Origin of the sequence: Nonomuraea indica, from assembly GCF_002850745.1 — a bacterium.
In the GTDB taxonomy this organism is placed as follows: domain Bacteria; phylum Actinomycetota; class Actinomycetes; order Streptosporangiales; family Streptosporangiaceae; genus Nonomuraea; species Nonomuraea indica.
In genome coordinates this window covers 556,825-573,641 of record NZ_KZ559466.1, presented here as the reverse complement: position 1 = coordinate 573,641, position 16,817 = coordinate 556,825, and the positions used below count along the sequence as shown (strand labels likewise).

The 16,817-nt window shown below is 73.7% G+C and carries 15 protein-coding genes; 9 read left to right on the top strand and 6 right to left on the bottom strand.

The window, feature by feature from the left end; genetic code table 11:
- Positions 1–97: 97 nt before the first annotated feature.
- The 6 genes from CXR44_RS41535 to CXR44_RS02660 all read left to right on the top strand — a co-directional run bounded on the left by CXR44_RS41535 (position 98) and on the right by CXR44_RS02660 (position 7,136).
- Positions 98–2,260 (top strand): right-handed parallel beta-helix repeat-containing protein, encoded by a 2,163-nt coding sequence (locus CXR44_RS41535; RefSeq protein WP_101783200.1) that lies wholly within the window; start codon positions 98–100, stop codon positions 2,258–2,260.
- Complete coding sequence (locus tag CXR44_RS02680; protein ID WP_101783199.1) at positions 2,257–2,742, top strand: cupredoxin domain-containing protein; 486 nt, start codon at positions 2,257–2,259, stop codon at positions 2,740–2,742. The genes CXR44_RS41535 and CXR44_RS02680 overlap by 4 nt, the downstream gene beginning before the upstream one ends.
- Positions 2,739–3,959, top strand: a complete 1,221-nt coding sequence (locus CXR44_RS02675; protein WP_101783198.1) for a hypothetical protein — start codon at positions 2,739–2,741, stop codon at positions 3,957–3,959. Before CXR44_RS02680 ends, CXR44_RS02675 begins: the two co-directional genes overlap by 4 nt.
- A 129-nt stretch (positions 3,960–4,088) precedes the next feature.
- The gene (locus CXR44_RS02670; protein WP_245898773.1) at positions 4,089–4,661 is read left to right on the top strand and encodes an RNA polymerase sigma factor; all 573 of its coding nucleotides are present in this window, start codon (positions 4,089–4,091) and stop codon (positions 4,659–4,661) included.
- Positions 4,654–6,129 (top strand): hypothetical protein, encoded by a 1,476-nt coding sequence (locus CXR44_RS02665; protein WP_101783196.1) that lies wholly within the window; start codon positions 4,654–4,656, stop codon positions 6,127–6,129. Before CXR44_RS02670 ends, CXR44_RS02665 begins: the two co-directional genes overlap by 8 nt.
- Before the next feature lie 86 nt (positions 6,130–6,215).
- Positions 6,216–7,136: a CDP-alcohol phosphatidyltransferase family protein gene (locus CXR44_RS02660; protein ID WP_342748521.1), complete on the top strand. Its 921-nt coding sequence runs from the start codon at positions 6,216–6,218 to the stop codon at positions 7,134–7,136.
- Here the strand turns inward: CXR44_RS02660 and CXR44_RS02655 are convergent.
- Entirely contained in the window at positions 7,118–7,648 is a 531-nt protein-coding gene (locus CXR44_RS02655) for a hypothetical protein (protein ID WP_101783195.1), read from the bottom strand. The genes CXR44_RS02660 and CXR44_RS02655 overlap by 19 nt on opposite strands.
- A 145-nt stretch (positions 7,649–7,793) precedes the next feature.
- On the opposite strand from CXR44_RS02655, the gene CXR44_RS39245 reads away from it, so the two are divergent.
- Positions 7,794–7,940 (top strand): hypothetical protein, encoded by a 147-nt coding sequence (locus tag CXR44_RS39245; protein WP_219601640.1) that lies wholly within the window; start codon positions 7,794–7,796, stop codon positions 7,938–7,940.
- A gap of 78 nt (positions 7,941–8,018) precedes the next feature.
- On the opposite strand, the gene CXR44_RS02650 is transcribed toward CXR44_RS39245, so the two are convergent.
- The 3 genes from CXR44_RS02650 to CXR44_RS02640 all read right to left on the bottom strand — a co-directional run bounded on the left by CXR44_RS02650 (position 8,019) and on the right by CXR44_RS02640 (position 12,658).
- Positions 8,019–9,788, bottom strand: coding sequence for an NAD+ synthase (locus CXR44_RS02650; protein ID WP_101783194.1), 1,770 nt, complete (start codon positions 9,786–9,788; stop codon positions 8,019–8,021).
- 57 nt (positions 9,789–9,845) lie between these two features.
- Positions 9,846–11,333, bottom strand: a complete 1,488-nt coding sequence (locus CXR44_RS41910; RefSeq protein WP_101783193.1) for a BTAD domain-containing putative transcriptional regulator — start codon at positions 11,331–11,333, stop codon at positions 9,846–9,848.
- A gap of 95 nt (positions 11,334–11,428) precedes the next feature.
- Positions 11,429–12,658, bottom strand: coding sequence for an MDR family MFS transporter (locus tag CXR44_RS02640; RefSeq protein ID WP_101783192.1), 1,230 nt, complete (start codon positions 12,656–12,658; stop codon positions 11,429–11,431).
- A 72-nt stretch (positions 12,659–12,730) separates the two neighbouring features.
- Here CXR44_RS02640 and CXR44_RS02635 point away from each other — a divergent pair, with 72 nt between their 5' ends.
- A complete protein-coding gene (locus CXR44_RS02635) occupies positions 12,731–13,699 on the top strand; it encodes a DUF5937 family protein (protein WP_245898771.1) in 969 nt (322 codons plus the stop codon).
- 62 nt (positions 13,700–13,761) lie between these two features.
- Here the strand turns inward: CXR44_RS02635 and CXR44_RS02630 are convergent, their stop codons facing one another.
- Together CXR44_RS02630 and CXR44_RS02625 are read right to left on the bottom strand one after the other, a co-directional pair.
- Positions 13,762–14,757 carry a terpene synthase family protein gene (locus tag CXR44_RS02630; RefSeq protein ID WP_245898829.1) on the bottom strand — a complete coding sequence of 332 codons (996 nt, stop codon included), beginning with the start codon at positions 14,755–14,757 and terminating at the stop codon, positions 13,762–13,764.
- Between the two features lie 16 nt (positions 14,758–14,773).
- Positions 14,774–15,319 (bottom strand): EF-hand domain-containing protein, encoded by a 546-nt coding sequence (locus tag CXR44_RS02625; RefSeq protein WP_101783190.1) that lies wholly within the window; start codon positions 15,317–15,319, stop codon positions 14,774–14,776.
- 155 nt (positions 15,320–15,474) lie between these two features.
- Here CXR44_RS02625 and CXR44_RS02620 point away from each other — a divergent pair.
- On the top strand, positions 15,475–16,817 hold a 1,343-nt coding region (locus tag CXR44_RS02620), incomplete at its 3' end, for a glutamine synthetase family protein (RefSeq protein WP_101783500.1).

The window sequence follows — 16,817 nt, the reverse complement described above, 5'->3', positions numbered from 1 at the left end:
GGGAGCCGCCGCGCGCGGACGCCACCACCGCTCCGCCGCCGGGCAAGATCCACAGGGGCCCTAGGCAGAACGTGAGCACTGTTCTACTGTCGCGGCCATGCCCCCCTTACGCCGGATCGCGATCGCGCTTGCCCTGACCCTCGGACTGCTGCTGCCGGCCGGAGCAGCCCTGGCCCACGAGGAGCGGCCGGTGACGTTCCCCGACGGATCGGGCAGCGTGCCGGTGCTGCGCAGCGAGGAACCCGACCTGCTGGTCTGCAAGCGGGACGCGGCCGACTTCGAGCGGCGCGTCGCCGCGTTCCCGGCGGACCTCAAAGAGCGAAATCTGGCCCTCTTCCGGAAATGTCAGGACAAGGGGTACAGGCACCTCCAGGAAGCCGTCGACCAGGTCGACGAGCCCGGCATGACGATCGCGATCCTGCCCGGCCTCTACCGCGAGGAGCCGAGCCAGGCCGCGCCCGCGGGCGCCTGCGCGAACCTCCCGGCCCGCTGGTCCACGTGGGGATACCAGATCCTCTCCTACGAACAGCAGCGGCAGTGCCCGCACAACCAGAACCTGGTGGCCGTCCTCGGCAAGAAGGACCTCCAGATCGAGGGCACCGGAGCCGGCCCGCTCGACGTGATCGTCGACGCCGAGTACCGCAAGCTCAACGCCATCCGGGCCGACCGCGCGGACGGCGTCTACTTCCGCAACCTCACCGCCCAGCGCACCACGTTCAACTCGCTGTACATCCTGGAGACCGACGGCTTCGTCATCGACCGGGTCCTCACCCGCTGGAACGACGAGTACGGCTTCCTCACCTTCGCCAGCGACCACGGCCTCTACACCGACTGCGAGGCGTACGGCAACGGCGACGGCGGCCTGTACCCGGGCAGCGCCTCCAACCTCAACGACGGCCGCGGGCACGACGTCCCCCGCTACGCCATCGAGATCCGCCGCTGCAAGAGCCACGACAACGCCCTCGGCTACTCCGGCACCGCCGGCGACTCGATGTGGGTCCACGACAACGAGTTCTACGACAACATGGTCGGCGCCACGATGGACAGCCTCTGGCCCGGCCACCCCGGTCTGCCGCAGAACCACGCCCTGTTCGAGAACAACAAGATCTACGACAACAACAAGGACTACTACCACCACACCCGCGACGGCACCTGCGCCAGGCCGCCCGCCCAGCGCGGCTACGAGCGTGGCGTGGTCTGCTCCCAGGTGGGCGTCCCGCCGGGCACCGGCGTGATCGTCGCCGGAGGCAACTACAACGTCTTCCGGAACAACCAGGTCTGGGGCCATGAGCGGGCGGCGTTCCACCTGTTCGGCGTGCCCGCCTTCGTACGCGGTGAGGACCGCCTCGACCGGCAGTTCGACACCTCCGACTTCAACCGGTTCGAGGGCAACCGGCTCGGCGTCAGCCCCACCGGCGAGCATCGGCCGAACGGTCTCGACGTGTGGTGGGACGGTCAGGGCACCGGCAACTGCTGGCAGGCCGACGCGGTCGCCTCCACGCCCGCCGTCCTACCGGTCTGCGCGGCGCGGGCGCCCGAGCTGTCGGGCGGCGCGAGCCGGTTGCTGGCCGAGCCGGTCAAGGTCGTCAAGCTGTACCTGTGCGCCGACTTCAGCGCCTCGGAGGCGAGGCTGCCGGCGGGCTGCGACTGGTTCGGCGCGTCGGGGCTCGGCAGGGTGGAGGCCCAGCTCGCACTGGGTGGCTCGGCGGTGCTGGGACTGATGGCGGCGCTGTTCTGGCTCCGCACCCGCCGCCCACCAGGTTCGGGTCCCGGTTCGGGTCCGGTAACGGGTCCGGCCTCGGGAACGGCTCCAGGAGCGGGGACAGGTCCGGGTTCGGGTCCGGGTTCGGGAACGGGGACAGGCTGGGGGGTGGATTCGCGGCGGGGGCGGCGGCTCGTCGTCGCCGGGACCGCGGTGGGTCTGGCGGGGCTGGTGCTCGACGTGGTGGCGGCGGCCGTGGACGGCACGCTCCTGGCCGCCGTGGCGCTGCTGCTCATGGCGGGCTGGTGGCTGTCGCTGGGAGTGGCGCTGCGGCCGGACCGGCCGGTGTTCGGCTGGTTCACGATCGCGCTCGGCGTGCTGGCCGCCGCCGACGCCTACGACCGGACGGTACAGCTCATCCCCGTCGTCCCGCTGGGTCCCGGCTGGGTCCGCGGGCTGCTGACCGGGGTGTGGGTGCTGTGGGCGGTCGTCGTCCTCGCGCCACGGCGCCGCCGTACGGGGGAGAGGTCCCCAGGTCAGGTGGAGGAACCCGCGTGAGCGGCGGGGCGCGGGCGGAGGAGGCGTCCCCGCACCGGCGAGCCAGGACGGCCCGGCCGTCCTGGCTCGCCGGGATGGTCTGGCGGGCCGGGATGGTGTGGCTGGCCGGCGTGGCCTGGCTGGCGGGGACGGTGGCGGGTTGCGGTCCGCTGTCCGAGACGCACCGCGAACCGGGCAACAGCCACGAGGTGGCCACCGCTCCGCCGGGCAGCACCGGCGGGGAGGCGCGTGCTGAGATCACCGTACGGGCGGGGCGGGTCAGCCCGCCGCCCGGCTGGGTCGAGGCCCGGCGAGGCCAGCGGATCGCCATCACGGTCACCAGCGACGTCCCGGACGAGCTGCACGTCCACGGCTACGACCGCACGGCCGAGCTCAGGCCGGGGGAACCGGTGACGGTGCGGTTCCGGGCCGACCTGACCGGCGTGTTCGAGGTGGAGACGCACCGGAGCGGGCTCGTGCTGACCCAGCTGGCCGTGCGATGACGGAGGCGCTGGCGCACGGGGTGGGGGAGCGGAGCGACCTGCCGATCCCGCTGTTCTACGCCTACGCCGGGGCCTTCGCGGCGCTCGTGGTGTCGTTCCTGGCACTCGGGCTGCTGTGGGCGGACTCCCGGTTCCGCGGCGACCGCGCGGGACGGGTGGTCCCGCTGCGCCTGCCGGGCCGGCCGGCGCGGATCGTCACGCTCCTGCTGGCGCTCCACACCACGGGCCTGCTCCTGCTGGGGCCGGTCGAGGACAACGCCGCACCCCACCTCGTGTACGTGCTGTTCTGGGTCGGCCTGGTGCCGGCGTCGCTGCTGTTCGGGCCGGTGTGGCGGTCGCTGAGCCCGTTCCGGCTGCTCCCGGACCGGCCGCGGCGCGCGCTGCCCGCCCGGCTCGGCTACTGGCCGGCCGCCGGAGGACTGCTGGCTTTCACCTGGACGGAACTCGTCGCGCCGGAGCCCGCCGCCCCGCCGACCCTGCTGGTCTTCGGCGCCGGGTACGCCGCCGTCCAGCTCGCCGGCACCCGCGTGTACGGGCACGCCTGGCTGGAGCGCGGCGACCCGTTCGAGGCGTACTCGACGCTGGTCGGCCAGCTGTCACCGCTCGGCAGGCGGGCCGACGGGACACGGGTGCTGCGCAACCCGTTCGACGGCCTGGACGCCGTCGAACCCGCGCCCGGCCTGGTCGCCACGGTGTGCGTGCTGCTGGGGAGCACCGGCTACGACGGCTTCTCGACCGCGCCCGCGTGGGTGGACGCCCTGCAGTCCGGCCCTCTCGGCCGCACGGCCCTCGGCACGCTCGGGCTGCTCGCGACGGTCGCCGTGGTGGCCCTGCTGTACGGCGGGTGCCTCGGCCTGGCCGGGCTGATCGGCGGAACCCGTGGCCTGGCGCCCCGGTTCGCCCACACGCTGGTCCCGATCGCCCTCGGCTACCTGGTCGCCCACTACTTCTCGCTGTTCGTCATCGAGGGGCAGCGCACCCTCGTCCTGGCCCTGCGCCTCGACCTCGTGGTGGACCAGAACGCCGTCGCCCCGGAGACGATCGCGATCGTGCAGGTGCTGGCCATCGTGGCCGGGCACGTCGCAGGTGTGGTGGCCGCCCACGACCGGTCCGTGCGGCTGCTGCCCGAGGCGCGGGCGGTGGCGGGCCAGATCCCGCTGTTCGTGCTCATGCTGGCCTACACCCTCGGTGGTCTGACCTTGCTGTTCGCAGCCTGAGCCCCAGGCCGGACCGGGAGATCCGGCCTGGGGCGAAAAAAGTGTGAAGCGGGATGCGGGTTGCGGCGGAATAGTCATGTAACCCACAGAAGGGACATCTCGCGCATGGCCGCTCCTCCGGACGCGCCGGTGGCAGCAGACGACGCCGCACTCGTCGAGCGGTCGTGGCACGACCCGGAATCGTTCGCCGTGCTCTACGACCGATACTTCGCCGAGATCCACCGCTACGTCGCCGGCCGGCTCGGCACCCACCTCGCCGACGACCTGGCCGCCGAGACGTTCCTGGTGGCGTTCAGGAAGCGGCGGACGTTCGACCCCGACCGCGGCGCGGTGCGACCGTGGCTCTACGGGATCGCCACCAACCTGCTCGCCGACCATCGGCGGAGGGAGACGCGCGGGCTGGAGGCCCTGCGGCGGGCACCCGCCGGAGAGGCGTTCGACGGCGGGCACGAGGACAGCGTGGCGACACGGGTGACGGCCGCGAGCGTACAGGGGCGGCTCGCGGCCGCGATCAGGCGGCTGTCCGCCGGCGATCGTGACGTCCTGTTCCTCGTGGCGCTCGCCGACCTCAGCTACCAGGAGGTCGCGCAGACGCTCGGCATCCCGTTCGGGACCGTCGGCTCCCGGCTCAACCGGGTGCGCAGGAAGCTCCGTAGCGGGCTTGGCGGCGTCAATCCCATGATCGGAGGCTCCGATGGATGAGCGGAACGGCCACCCCGCCGACGAACTGGACGCCGTACGCGCCGTCTTCTCCCGGCCCGGGCCCTCACCGGAGGCGGTCGCGTCCGGCCGGGCGAGGCTGCTGGCCGAGATGGCCGAGACCGCCCGGACGGGCGAGGTGACGGTGCCGACACCCGCCGCCCGGACGCACGCTCTGGGGCCCGACCCGAGCCCGGGCCCCGACCCGAGCCCGGGGCCCCGCTCCGGACCGAACTTCGGACCGAACTCCGGGACGGGCTCCAGGCCTCGCCTCCAGCTGGTCTCCGGGACAAGCTCGGGGACGGGCTCGGGGCTGAACTCCAGGCCGGGCCGGGGACTGCTGTTCGGGGTCGGGAGCGGGAGGCGGGCGGTTGCACGGGGCCGGGCCCGGTGGTGGGGGCAGGTCCGGGGCGGGCTGGCCGGTGTGGCGGCGGCCTGCGCGCTGGCGCTCGCCCTGACCCTGCCGTCCGGCTCGCCGATCCACCTCTCGCCCGGCCCGGCGGCGAGCGATCCCGCCCGGCCAGGTCCCGACGGACCGGGTCGCGACGGACCGGGTCGCGACGGGGCCGGGTCGGAGCGGCCGGACGCCAGGCAGGTGCTGCTGGCCGCCGCGACCGCCACGACCGCCGAGCCGTCGGCCGGCGCCTACTGGCGGACCAGGGTCGTCACCGGGCAGTACCTCCTCTCCCCGGACCGGCGCTACGTCATCCTGCGGCGTTCCACCCGCGAGACCTGGCTCGCCGGACGGGACGGCGGACGGGACGGCGGGCGGGACGGTGGGCGGGAGGGCGGGCGGGACCGGTGGAGCGGCCGGTACCTCGGCGCGGGACCGGCGACCCCGCGGGACGAGGCCGCCTGGCGGGCGGCCGGCTCGCCGTCCGCGTGGCGGTACCCGGCCGACGTGGCCGGTCTGGGCCGCGTCGCCCCCGAGGCGCTGGTGGAGGCCGCCCCCGGCGCCCCCGCGAGCGGGCCGCACCGCGTCGGCTGGCGGGACGCGGACGGCATCCTCACCAAGCAGCTCACCGGCTGGACGGCCCTGGACGGCCTCCCGGACGACCCCGCCCGCCTGCGCGCCTACCTGGTGTCCCGCATCGCCCGGGAGAACGGCGCGTACGTGGGCCGGGAGATGGAGGCCGAACTCCGCGAGACCTGCATGGAGATCATCTCCCGGCTGCCGGTGTCGCCCGAACTGCGCGCCGCGGCGTACCGGATCCTGGCCTCGCTGCCCGGCATGACGGCGCAGGGCGAGGTCACCGACCCGCTCGGCCGCACCGGCCAGGCGCTGACCTACCAGGTGGTCGAGGACGGCCGGCCGAGCGACGAGCGGCTGGTGATCGACCCGGCGAGCGGGCTGCCGCTGGCCGTGGAGTCCAGGAGCGCCGCCAGGCTCGCGGACGGCGGAGACGCCCAGGTCGGCTCCTTCACCGCCTACCAGGAGATCGGCTGGACCGACGACCGGCCCGCCGACTGACCGCCGACTGGCCCGCACCGCCCGGCCCGCACTGACCGGCCTGCACTCACTGACCCGTACCGACTGATCTGACAGGGAGCTCGACGATGGCTCTGTTCGGCATGCCCGCATTCACCCTGGAGGAGGTGCGGTCACGCACCTACAAGCCGCGGGACGCCTGGTGGACGGTGTTCCTGGTGGATCCGCTCGCCGGCCGGCTGGTGGTCGTGCTGGCCAACCGCACCTCCGTCACCCCCAACCAGGTCACCTGGGGCGCGTTCGCACTCGGCCTGGGCTCGGCGGCCTGCTTCCTCATGGCCGGCTGGGAGTGGCTGCTCGCCGGCGCCGTCCTCTACCACCTGAGCTTCGTGCTGGACTGCGTGGACGGCAAGATCGCGCGTCTCAAGGGGACCGGCACCGTGATGGGCGGCTGGCTCGACTACGTCTTCGACCGGATCCGGGTCCTCGCCTGCGCGCTGGCGCTCACCTGGGGCCGGTTCGAGGCCACCGGCGAGGAGTCCTACCTGCTGCTCGGCGTCCTGATCGTCTTCCTCGACATGCTGCGGTACGTGGACGCGCTGCAAGTGGCCAAGGTGCGCCGCCAGATGCGCCGCAGGCTGATCGAGGCGATCGAGGAGGTCACCGGCGTCCCGGCCGCCACCGGCGCCGAACACCCGGCGGCCGACGGGGTCCCCTCGGCCGACGCGGTGGACCTGCAGCAGAACTTCCGCGCGCGGTTCGCCTGGTACATCCGCGTCCGCGACTGGCTGCGCGACCACCGCGTGCGCGCCCACCTGGTCAGCGGCATCGAGTTCCAGATGGCCGTCTTCGTCGTCGGCCCGCTCACCGGGGCCGTCGCCCCGGTGACGCTCGGCGCCGCCGCGCTGCTGCTGGTCTTCGAGGCCGCGATCATGTTCAAGCTGTGGCTGTCGTCCCGCGACTTCACCCGGGAGCTGGCGCGGATCCGCTCGGCGGCGCCGAGGGCCGGCAGCGCGCCGAGCCGCGGAGGTCACGCCTCCTGCATGTAGGCGGGGCCCACGTCGACGCCGGCGAAGACGACATCCACCCCGGGGATCCAGTACTCGGCCGCCCGTGGTCGGAGCCACGCGGTGACAGCCCGGCGGAGTTCCTCGCCCTCGCCGGGAGGATGGACGCCGTCCGGCAGGGACACGAGATCCTGGGCGAGGAAGTGCTCCATGTCGCCGACGGCCTCGGTGTGACGCGCGTGGACGACGGCGACGGGATCGACGACGGTGCAGGCGAAGGTCACCGTGACGGGAAAGTCCAGCACGTGGCCGGCTGCCGCCACGTCCCGGCCGACAGCGACGATCACGTTGGGGCGGAGATCCACCACACTCACGGCGGTGGCTCGCCTGGCCGTCACGGCGTCGACGTCGCCCGCTGTGCACTGCGCGCCGATCCGGTACACGAGGGCCTCGTCCCGCCCGGCGGCCAGCGGACGCCTGCGCTGGCGCAGGGCGCCGTACCGGAAGAACGGCCGCAGCTCACGGTGCCGGACGATCGGGTAACGGCTCCTCACGGCGGACCTCCTCGGCAGGATGGTCCCACTCCTGCGGCGCCGTGGCCACGTTCCGGCTGAAAGATCCCTCACGATCCGCCCGGTTTCGTCCACGGTCGCACGGGCCGGGGACGCGGCGTCAGGGGTGCCACGGGCAGCAGCGGGGGTGTTCACCCTCGACCGGGCCGAGACGCTGCGCTCGTTCGGCAAGCTCGCGGAGATCGACGCGAACGTCGCCTGCGTCGGCCACGGCGAGCCGATCGCCGGCCCCAGGACGAGACTCGAGGCGGTCGCCGCAGCCCTCCCCCCGTGAGGGCCGGCGTCTCGGGCACCGCCGGCCGGCGGCCACCATGCTCGGGCACCCTGCCGCCGGCCGGGCCCGGGCCGGGGCTCAGGTGCTCTCGCGCCACCGGTTGGTGATGGGCAGCCGCCGGTCGCGGCCGAAGTTCTTCGGCGTGATCTTCGGGCCCGGTGGATACTGCCTGCGCTTGTACTCGGCCAGGTCCACCAGCCGGATGATCCGCGTCACCAGGTCCGGGTCGTGCCCGGCGGCGATCAGCTCCCGCGAGCCCATGTCCTTCTCGACGTAGTCGTCCAGCAGCCGGTCGAGCACCTCGTACGGCGGCAGGGAGTCGGTGTCGCGCTGGTCGGGCCGCAGCTCGGCGCTCGGCTCCTTGGTGATCGAGTTCTCGGGGATCGGCCGCTCGGCGCGCAGCAGGAACGACGGGTCGGTGTGCGCGTTGCGCCACCGGGACAGCTCCCACACCATCGTCTTCGGCACGTCCTTGATCGGGGCGAAGCCGCCGGCCGAGTCGCCGTACAGGGTGGAGTAGCCGGTGGCCAGCTCGCTCTTGTTGCCCGTGGTCAGCACGAGGTGGCCGTGCTCGTTCGACAGACCCATGAGGATCATGCCGCGCACGCGCGCCTGGAGGTTCTCGGCCGCGAGGCCGGACAGGTCGATCTCCTTCTCGAAGGCGTCGACGATGTCGGCGATCGGCGCGATCCGCGCGTTGAGCCCCTGACGGCGGACGAGCTCCTCGGCGTCGTGGACGGAGTGGTCGGAGGAGTAGCGCGACGGCATCAGCACGACGTGCACACGGTCGGGCCCGATCGCGTCGGCGGCGATGGTGGCGGTCAGTGCCGAGTCGATGCCGCCCGACAGGCCGAGGATCACCGACCGGAAGCCGTTCTTGGCCACGTAGTCGCGCACGGCCAGCACCAGCGCCGAGTAGACCTCGGCGGGCAGGTCGAGGCGGTCGGCGACGGTGGCGGGCAGCGCCGGGTAGGGCGGGACGGGCTCGTCCGACAGCACGATCCGGTCCACGGTGATGGTCGAGCCGTCGCCCGCGTCGTAGGGGAACCGGCCCGGCTCGGCGGCCGACTCCGGCAGGTCGAGGTCGACGGTCAGCAGCTCCTCGCGGAACTGCCCGGCCCGCGCCACCAGCTCGCCGGAGGCGTCGACCACGATCGAGTCGCCGTCGAACACCAGCTCGTCCTGCCCGCCGACCTGGTTGACGTAGACGAGCGCGCAGCCGGCCTCGCGCGCCCGGCGCGCGCACAGCTCCAGGCGGACGTCGTCCTTCTCCTTCTCGTACGGCGAGGCGTTCGGCACCACGAGCAGACCGGCGCCGGCCTGCCCGACGACGGCCACGGGACCGCCCTCCTGCCACAGGTCCTCGCAGACGGCGACGGCGACGTCCACCCCGTGCAGCCGGAAGATCGGCAGCCGGTCGCCGCGGACGAAGTAGCGGTACTCGTCGAACACGCCGTAGTTGGGCAGGTGGTGCTTGGCCGTCCGGGTGACCACCTCCCCGCGCCACAGCACGGCGGCGGCGTCGAGCGGGGCGCCCTTCGGCTGGCCGACGCGTGGCGCCAGGCCGGCCCGGTCGACGTAGCCGACGACCACCGGCAGCTCGCCGAGCCCCTCCTCGCGCAGCCGGACCGCGGTCTCCTCAAGGGTCCTGACGCTGGCGTCCACGAACGAGGTGCGCAGCACGAGGTCCTCCACCGGATAGCCGGTGAGGAACATCTCGGTGAAGACCACCAGATGCGCGCCGCGGCCGGCGGCCTCGCGCGTCCAGGCGACGAGCCTGGCGGCGTTGCCGGCGAGGTCGCCCACGGTCGGGTTGGTCTGGGCCAGGGCAATGCGGAGGTGTGCCACCCGACCAGACTAGTACGCGGTGATTTTTATCGTCCAAACGACGAGAAGTGGGGTGTTTCACACCGCGGCCCCGGGTGTCACCAGCCCGGACTCGTACGCCGCCACGACGAGCTGCGCCCGGTCGAGCAGCCCCAGGTGCGCCAGCAGCGCCCCCACCTCGTCGGCGACGACCGGCTCAGGCAGGCAGAGGGTCTGCGCGATCTGCTTGTTCGTCAGGCCGCGGGCGACGAGCTTCAGCACGTCGAGCCGGCCGTCGGACAGCCCGGCCAGGCCCGGCGGGCCGGCCGGGTCGGGCGTGCCAGCGAAGCCCGCGATCAGCCGGGTGGTCATGGCCGGGTCGATCAGGGCGTCGCCCGCCGCGGCGGCCCGGACGGCGGCCACGAGCTGCTCGGGCGGCGAGGTCTTCAGCACGAACCCGCTCACCCCGGCCCGCAGCGCCGCGTAGAGGTTCTCGTCGCTGCCGAAGGTGGTCATCACGATCACCTTGGGCGGCCGGTCCTCGGCCAGGATGCGCCGGGCGGCGGCCAGGCCGTCCAGGCGCGGCATCTGGATGTCGAGCAGCACCACGTCGGGGCGGCTCGCGCGCACGGCCGCGATGGCCTCCTCGCCGTCGGCGGCCTCCCCGGCCGGTTCCATGCCGTCCTCGTCGCTCAGGACGGTCCGCAGTCCGGCCCGCACCAGCGCCTGGTCGTCGGCCACCAGCACCCGCAACGGGGCCGCGCCCGAAGCGCCCCCGGAAGCGCCGCCCGAAGAGCCGCTCGCGGCGCCGCCCGAAGCGCGCGCCGCGGGCGGGGCCGGAGGCTCCTCCAGCCGCTGGGCCAGCATGTCGCCCTCCAACCGGCGCAGCCCGCTCGTGAGGTCCAGGCCCAGCTCGTCCCGCCACACCTTCCGGGCCCGCCTCAGCGCGCCCAGCGCGTCGCCCTGCCGCCCGGTCCGGTAGAGCGCCAGCGCCAGCAGCCGCCACGCCTCCTCGCGCAGCGGATACGCCGACGCGTGCGCCTCCAGGTCGGCCACCAGCGCGGTCGCCCGGCCGAGCGCCAGCCCGGCGTCCGCGCGCCGCTCCACGGCGACGAGCCGCAGCTCCTCCAGCCGCCCCGCCTCCGTCACCGCCCAGGTCAGGTCGGCGAACTCGGCCAGCGCCGGCCCGCGCCACAGCCCGAGCGCGGCGTCCATGGCCGCCCACACCGCGGCCGGGTCGCCGTCGGCGCGGACCAGGCCCTCGAACCGCCAGGCGTCCACCTGCTCCACCGTGGCGCGCAGCGCGTAGCCGGGCGCGGCCGACACCAGGACGGCCGCCTCCTCCCGGGGAGCCCGCCCGGGTTCGAGCGCGCGCCGCAGCCGGGAGACGTACCCCTGGATGGTGGACAGCGCCTGGGCGGGCGGCCGGCCCGGCCAGAGCTCGTCGATGAGGGTGGTCACGGGTACGGCCCGGCCGCCGGCGACGAGCAGGCGCGCGAGCACCGCCCGCTGGCGCTGGCCGCCGAGGTCGAGGGGGGTGTCGCCGGTCCAGGCCTGGAACGGTCCTAGTGCGGTGAATGTCAGCATGGCAGGGGTAAGCGTAGGGCCGAACGGCGCGTGAGCATATGGCGGATCTGCACAGTGCCCGCCGGGCCGCCGTCGCGGGCGCCCCGCCGGCCGCGTCAGGCGGCGCTGAGCGCGGCCGGCTCGCCCAGCCCCGTGGCGGCGCGGCGCCTGATCGCCGGGCCGAGCACGAGCATCCCCGCCGCGGACACGACCCCCACGCCGCCGACGGTGAACCACAGCGCCTCCGGCCCCGCCTGGAGCAGCACGCCACCGGTCAGCGGCGCGAGCACGCTGGCGGCCGACCAGGCGAAGCCGTACATGCCCGAGTAGCGGCCCCGCAGGTGGGCAGGGGCGAGCGAGGCGACGATGGCGCCCCCCAGTCCCGCGGTGACGATCTCCCCGGCAGTCCACACCACGATGGTGGCCGCCAGCCCCGCGGCGGAGGTGACGAACGCGGTCAGCGCGAAGCCCGCCCCCATGACGGCCAGGCCCAGGGCCAGCGACCGGGACGGGTCGAAGCGGCCGAGCCGGCTCGACACCAGCGGCTGGACGAGCACGATCAGCACCCCGTTCAACGCCATGACCAGGCCGAACTGGCCGGTGGGAAGCCCCACCACCTCGGTCATCGCGACCGGCAGCATCGTCACGGTCTGCATGTACATGACGGCGTTGCCGAGCGCGGTCAGCGTGAAGCCCATCATCACCCGGTCCCTCAGCACCACCCCGAAACCACCCTGCGACTCGCGGCCGGCCGGCCGGGTCTCCGGCACCGCCCGCCACACGAGGAGCGCGAAGGCCACGCAGCTGACCGCGTCGATCCAGAACAGCCAGAGGAACCCGATCCCGGCCAGCCAGCCGCCCGCCGTCATGCCGACCGCGTACCCGAGGTTGATCGCCCAGAACAGCAGCCCGTAGGCGCGCGGCCGCTCCGACGGCGACACCAGGTCGGCGACCAGCGCGTTCGACGCGGGCCGGTAGGCGTCGATCACCAGGCCGAGCACGAACATCGACGTGGTGACGGCGAGCAGCGACGTGCTGTAGCCGAGCGCCAGCATCGTCACCGCCGTGGCCACCATGCTGCCGGCCAGCGTCGCCCGGCGGCCGATCCGGTCGGCCAGCACCCCCGCCAGCAGTTGCGAGAGCAGCGACCCGGCCCCGAACACCGCCATCACCAGCCCGGCCGTGGCCACCGACATGCCGCGCGCCTGGGTCAGGTAGACGCCGGTGAACGGCATGACCATGGTGCCCAGGCGGTTCACCAGGGTGCCGCTCCACAGGGCCCAGAACGGGCGGGGCAGCCCGCCCATCGCGGAACGCAGGAAGCCGGGCTTGTCAACGAATCGCATGCTCACCCGCCCAAGCGTGCCGACCCGTCGCGCGGCGGGCGATCCATTTAGTGCACACTAAAAGGTGTGGCGGTGACCTGGGTGATGAGGCCGGAGGACGTGGCGCGGATCAGGTTCGCGTTCTCGCCGATGTGGGAGCTGGTGGCCAGCCTGCGCACGCTGCGCGACCCGGCCAGGCAGTCGGTCCACCTGCCGTGGATCAAGGCCGTCCGGCCCCGCCTGGCGGACCTCGACCTCGCCGAGCTGCTCGCGCTCGTCCCGCCGTCCGGCTACCTGCCCGACTTCCTCACCCCGCCGCCCGAGACGCCGCTGCCCGACTTCGCCGAGGAGCTGGACCGGGTCCGGTGCACGCCGCCCGACCTGGCCGGCGAGGAGGCCGGGCGGGTGGTCAGCGAGGACCCGGCGGCCATCGAACGGTTCAGGCGCGACCCGGCGGCCGGCGTCGCCCGCGTGGCCGGGGCGCTGCGGGCGTACTGGGAGGCGTGCTTCGCCGAGTTCTGGCCGCGCGTGTACGCGCTGCTCGAGCGCGACGTGCTGCGCAGGTCGCGGCAGCTCGCGCGGGGCGGGGCGCGGGAGCTGTTCGCCGACCTGGACCCGTCGGTCGCCTGGACGGGGGAGCGGCTCGTCGTCGAGCGGCCCTGCGTGTTCTCGGCCGACGGGCTGCACGGCGACGGGCTGCTGCTGGTGCCGAGCGCCTTCTACTGGCCGTCCACGGCCGTCCTGTCGGCCCCTTACCAGTCGACGCTCATCTACCCCGTGCGCGGGATCGGCACGCTGTGGGAGGAGGGGCCGCCGCCCGCGCCGGGCGCGCTGGCCGCCCTCATCGGCCGCAGCCGGGCGCAGATCCTGCTCGCGCTGGCCGAGCCGAGCACCACCTCGGCGCTGGCCCGCCGGATGGCGCTCACCCCGGGCGCGGTCAGCCAGCACCTCGGCGTGCTCCGGGGCAGCGGCCTGGCGGTGGGGATGCGCGTGGGCAAGGACGTCGTCTACCGCCGCACCCCCACGGGCGACGCGCTGGCCTGCCCGGCCGGCCGGCTGTAGCGGGCGCGCGCCCCGCCGGGGCCGGACGAAGGCACCGGCGGATCCGGTACGCCGTGACGGGATCAGGCGTACCGGGCCGATTCCACCAGCCAGTCGATGTGGGCGCGCGGCGCCGCCAGGTAGGCGCACGCGACCTTGCTGACGTCCCTGGCCGCGCGCGGCCCCAGCTCGTCCAGCGGCAGCCGCCCGGCCGCCCGGCGCATGTCCTCGCAGCGCTCGGCGATCCGGTCCAGCACCCAGCCCACGGCCTGCCGCTCGTCCAGGCGCAGCTCGTGCATGGCGACGACGACCAGGTTGTGGCCGTCGCCGCGCTCCTTCGGCCGGGACGCCACGTCGTTGCACCAGGCCGTCACGTCGTTGCAGGCGTCCACCAGCTCCCGCCACGGCTCGCAGCCGTGCAGCCACGCCGGCGCCTCCACCCGCAGGCACGGCTCCACCAGGTCGTACAGGTACGGGCCGACGGTGCCCCTGCGCAGCGCCGGGTACTGCTCCAGCGACGGGATGCGGCCCGCCGCCCGGTTGGCCGCCTCCACCCGGCAGGCGTCGAGCTGCCGGCGCAGGTTGACCGCGAACCTGGCCCGCCACTGGTCGCTCATCCGGGCGCTCGTCACCCGCCACAGGTCGGCGAAGGCCGCCTCCAGCGGGTGGGACGCGCCGCCGGCGAGCATGCCGTGGAAGATCTCCAGCCGGGCCGGGCCCTCGTCCATCTCGTCGTCCAGATGGAACAGCCACGTCAGCCACTGCGCGAACAGCGCCGCCGCCGCGGCGTCGAACTCGGCGAACGCCCGTCCGGCGATCCGGTGGAAGCCCACCCCCGGATCGGCGCGCAGCCCGGTGCGCCGAGCCCAGTCGATCACGGCGGCCTCGATGGCGTACACGGCGGGATGCATGCGGCACGGAGTGGCCAGCGCCGGCACCCGCTCGGTCAGCCGCAGCAGCGCGTGCGCGGCCGGGGCGCCCCGGCGCGGCGCGGGCGGCCGCCACTGCAGCACGGACCGCAGCGCGGTCCGGACGGTCGTCATCACGCCCGCGGAGTCGTTCGCGGAGCCGTTCGACATGGTGCTCACAGCCGGCTCACAGGGGCCCGAAGAGCCAGTTGCCCGCCGCGTCCGGGTCGGTGCCCGTGTAGTACTGCCGTGCCGCCACCATGAGCTCCGCCACGGTCAGCACGCCCCTGCCCGTGTGATCCAGCCGGTCGAACGCCGCGTCCATGTCGTCGTAGGCGGTGCCGTACGCGCTGAGCAGCGTCCGGAACTCCCGCGCCCCGACCAGGCCGTCCCCGTCGCCGTCGCAGATCTCCGCCACGGCCACGACGGCCGGGTGGAACACCGGTTCGTAGGCGTCGCCGGCGACGAACGCCTTCGTCATCGCCGTACGGAACTCCTCCCGCGTCAGCCGGCAGTCGCCGTCACGGCCGAGCGCGTCCGACAGGCTCGCCCAGATCCCGCCGAGACCGCCGACCAGGCGGTTGCCGGCGAGCGAGGTCGGCGACTCACCGAAGCCGACCAGGATGCGGGCGCCGAGCCCCAGCAGATCCTCGCGGTCCACGACCTCCCGGCCGGCCGCGTCGATGTGGTCGAACGCTCGATCGAGCTTGTGATTGAGCAGGTCGATGGCCACCCGTGCCTCCCCCGAGACTGACTGCGAAGATCACAGTAGGTGGGGGCGGACTGTTTGTCAGCGAGGCTCGCACCGGCGGCTGCCGTAACCTGTGCGAAACAACGACACGGCATTCTGGTAGCAACAGCCGTACCGTACTTCCGCGAGGGGATGCCTTGGACCGCCAGCAGGAGTTCGTGCTCCGCACGCTCGAGGAGCGCGACATCCGGTTCATCCGGCTGTGGTTCACCGACGTGCTCGGCTTCCTCAAGTCGGTCGCCATCGCACCGGCCGAGCTGGAGGGCGCCTTCGCCGAGGGCATCGGGTTCGACGGGTCGGCCATCGAGGGCTTCGCCCGCGTCTACGAGTCCGACATGCTGGCCAAGCCCGACCCCGCGACGTTCCAGATCCTGCCGTGGCGCAGCGAGACACCGGGGGCGGGGCGCATCTTCTGCGACATCCTCATGCCCGACGGCTCTCCGTCGCACGCCGACCCGCGCTGGGTGCTCAAGCGCACGCTGGCCAAGTGCGCCGACATGGGGTTCACCTTCTACACCCACCCGGAGATCGAGTTCTTCCTGCTGAAGCAGCGGCCCGAGCCGGGGCAGCGGCCCGAGCCGATCGACTCCGGCGGCTACTTCGACCACACCCCGCACAGCGCCGGCCACGACTTCCGGCGCCAGGCGATCATGATGCTGGAGTCGATGGGCATCTCGGTGGAGTTCAGCCACCACGAGGGCGCCCCCGGCCAGCAGGAGATCGACCTGCGCTACGCCGACGCGCTGACCACGGCCGACAACATCATGACCTTCCGCCTGGTCATGAAGGAGGTCGCGCTGGAGCAGGGCATCTGGGCCTCGTTCATGCCCAAGCCGTTCACCGAGCACCCCGGCTCCGGCATGCACACCCACATGTCGCTGTTCGAGGGTGACCGCAACGCCTTCTACGAGGCCGGCGCCGAATACCAGCTCTCCAAGATCGGCCGGTCGTTCATCGCCGGGCTGCTCAGGCACGCCGCCGAGATCACCGCGATCACCAACCAGTGGGTCAACTCCTACAAGCGTCTGTGGGGCGGGGCCGAGGCCATCGCCGGCCAGGGCGGCGAGGCGCCCTCCTACATCTGCTGGGGCCACAACAACCGCTCGGCCCTGGTCCGGGTCCCGATGTACAAGCCGCACAAGGGGGGCTCGACCCGCATCGAGTTCCGCTCGCTCGACTCGGCCTGCAACCCCTACCTGGCCTTCGCGCTCGTCCTCGCGGCGGGGCTGCGCGGCATCGAGCAGGGCTACGAGCTCCCGCCCGCCGCCGAGGACAACGTCTGGACCCTCACCAGCGCCGAGCGCCGCGCCCTCGGCATCCGGCCGCTGCCGCAGTCGCTCGACGAGGCCATCGCCGTCATGGAGCAGAGCGAGCTGGTCGCCGAGACGCTGGGGGAGCACGTCTTCGACTTCTTCCTGCGCAACAAGCGGGCCGAGTGGCGCGAGTACCGCCGCCACGTGACCGAGTTCGAGCTGGGCCG

Bases quoted from the DNA above. Each gene is read 5' to 3' on its own strand.
- CXR44_RS41535 (WP_101783200.1), top strand. From the start codon at position 98: ATGCCCCCCTTACGCCGGATCGCGATCGCGCTTGCCCTGACCCTCGGA.
- CXR44_RS02675 (WP_101783198.1), top strand. From the start codon at position 2,739: ATGACGGAGGCGCTGGCGCACGGGGTGGGGGAGCGGAGCGACCTGCCG.
- CXR44_RS02665 (WP_101783196.1), top strand. From the start codon at position 4,654: ATGGATGAGCGGAACGGCCACCCCGCCGACGAACTGGACGCCGTACGC.
- CXR44_RS02660 (WP_342748521.1), top strand. From the start codon at position 6,216: ATGGCTCTGTTCGGCATGCCCGCATTCACCCTGGAGGAGGTGCGGTCA.
- CXR44_RS41910 (WP_101783193.1), bottom strand. From the start codon at position 11,333: ATGCTGACATTCACCGCACTAGGACCGTTCCAGGCCTGGACCGGCGAC.
- CXR44_RS02640 (WP_101783192.1), bottom strand. From the start codon at position 12,658: ATGCGATTCGTTGACAAGCCCGGCTTCCTGCGTTCCGCGATGGGCGGG.
- CXR44_RS02630 (WP_245898829.1), bottom strand. From the start codon at position 14,757: ATGTCGAACGGCTCCGCGAACGACTCCGCGGGCGTGATGACGACCGTC.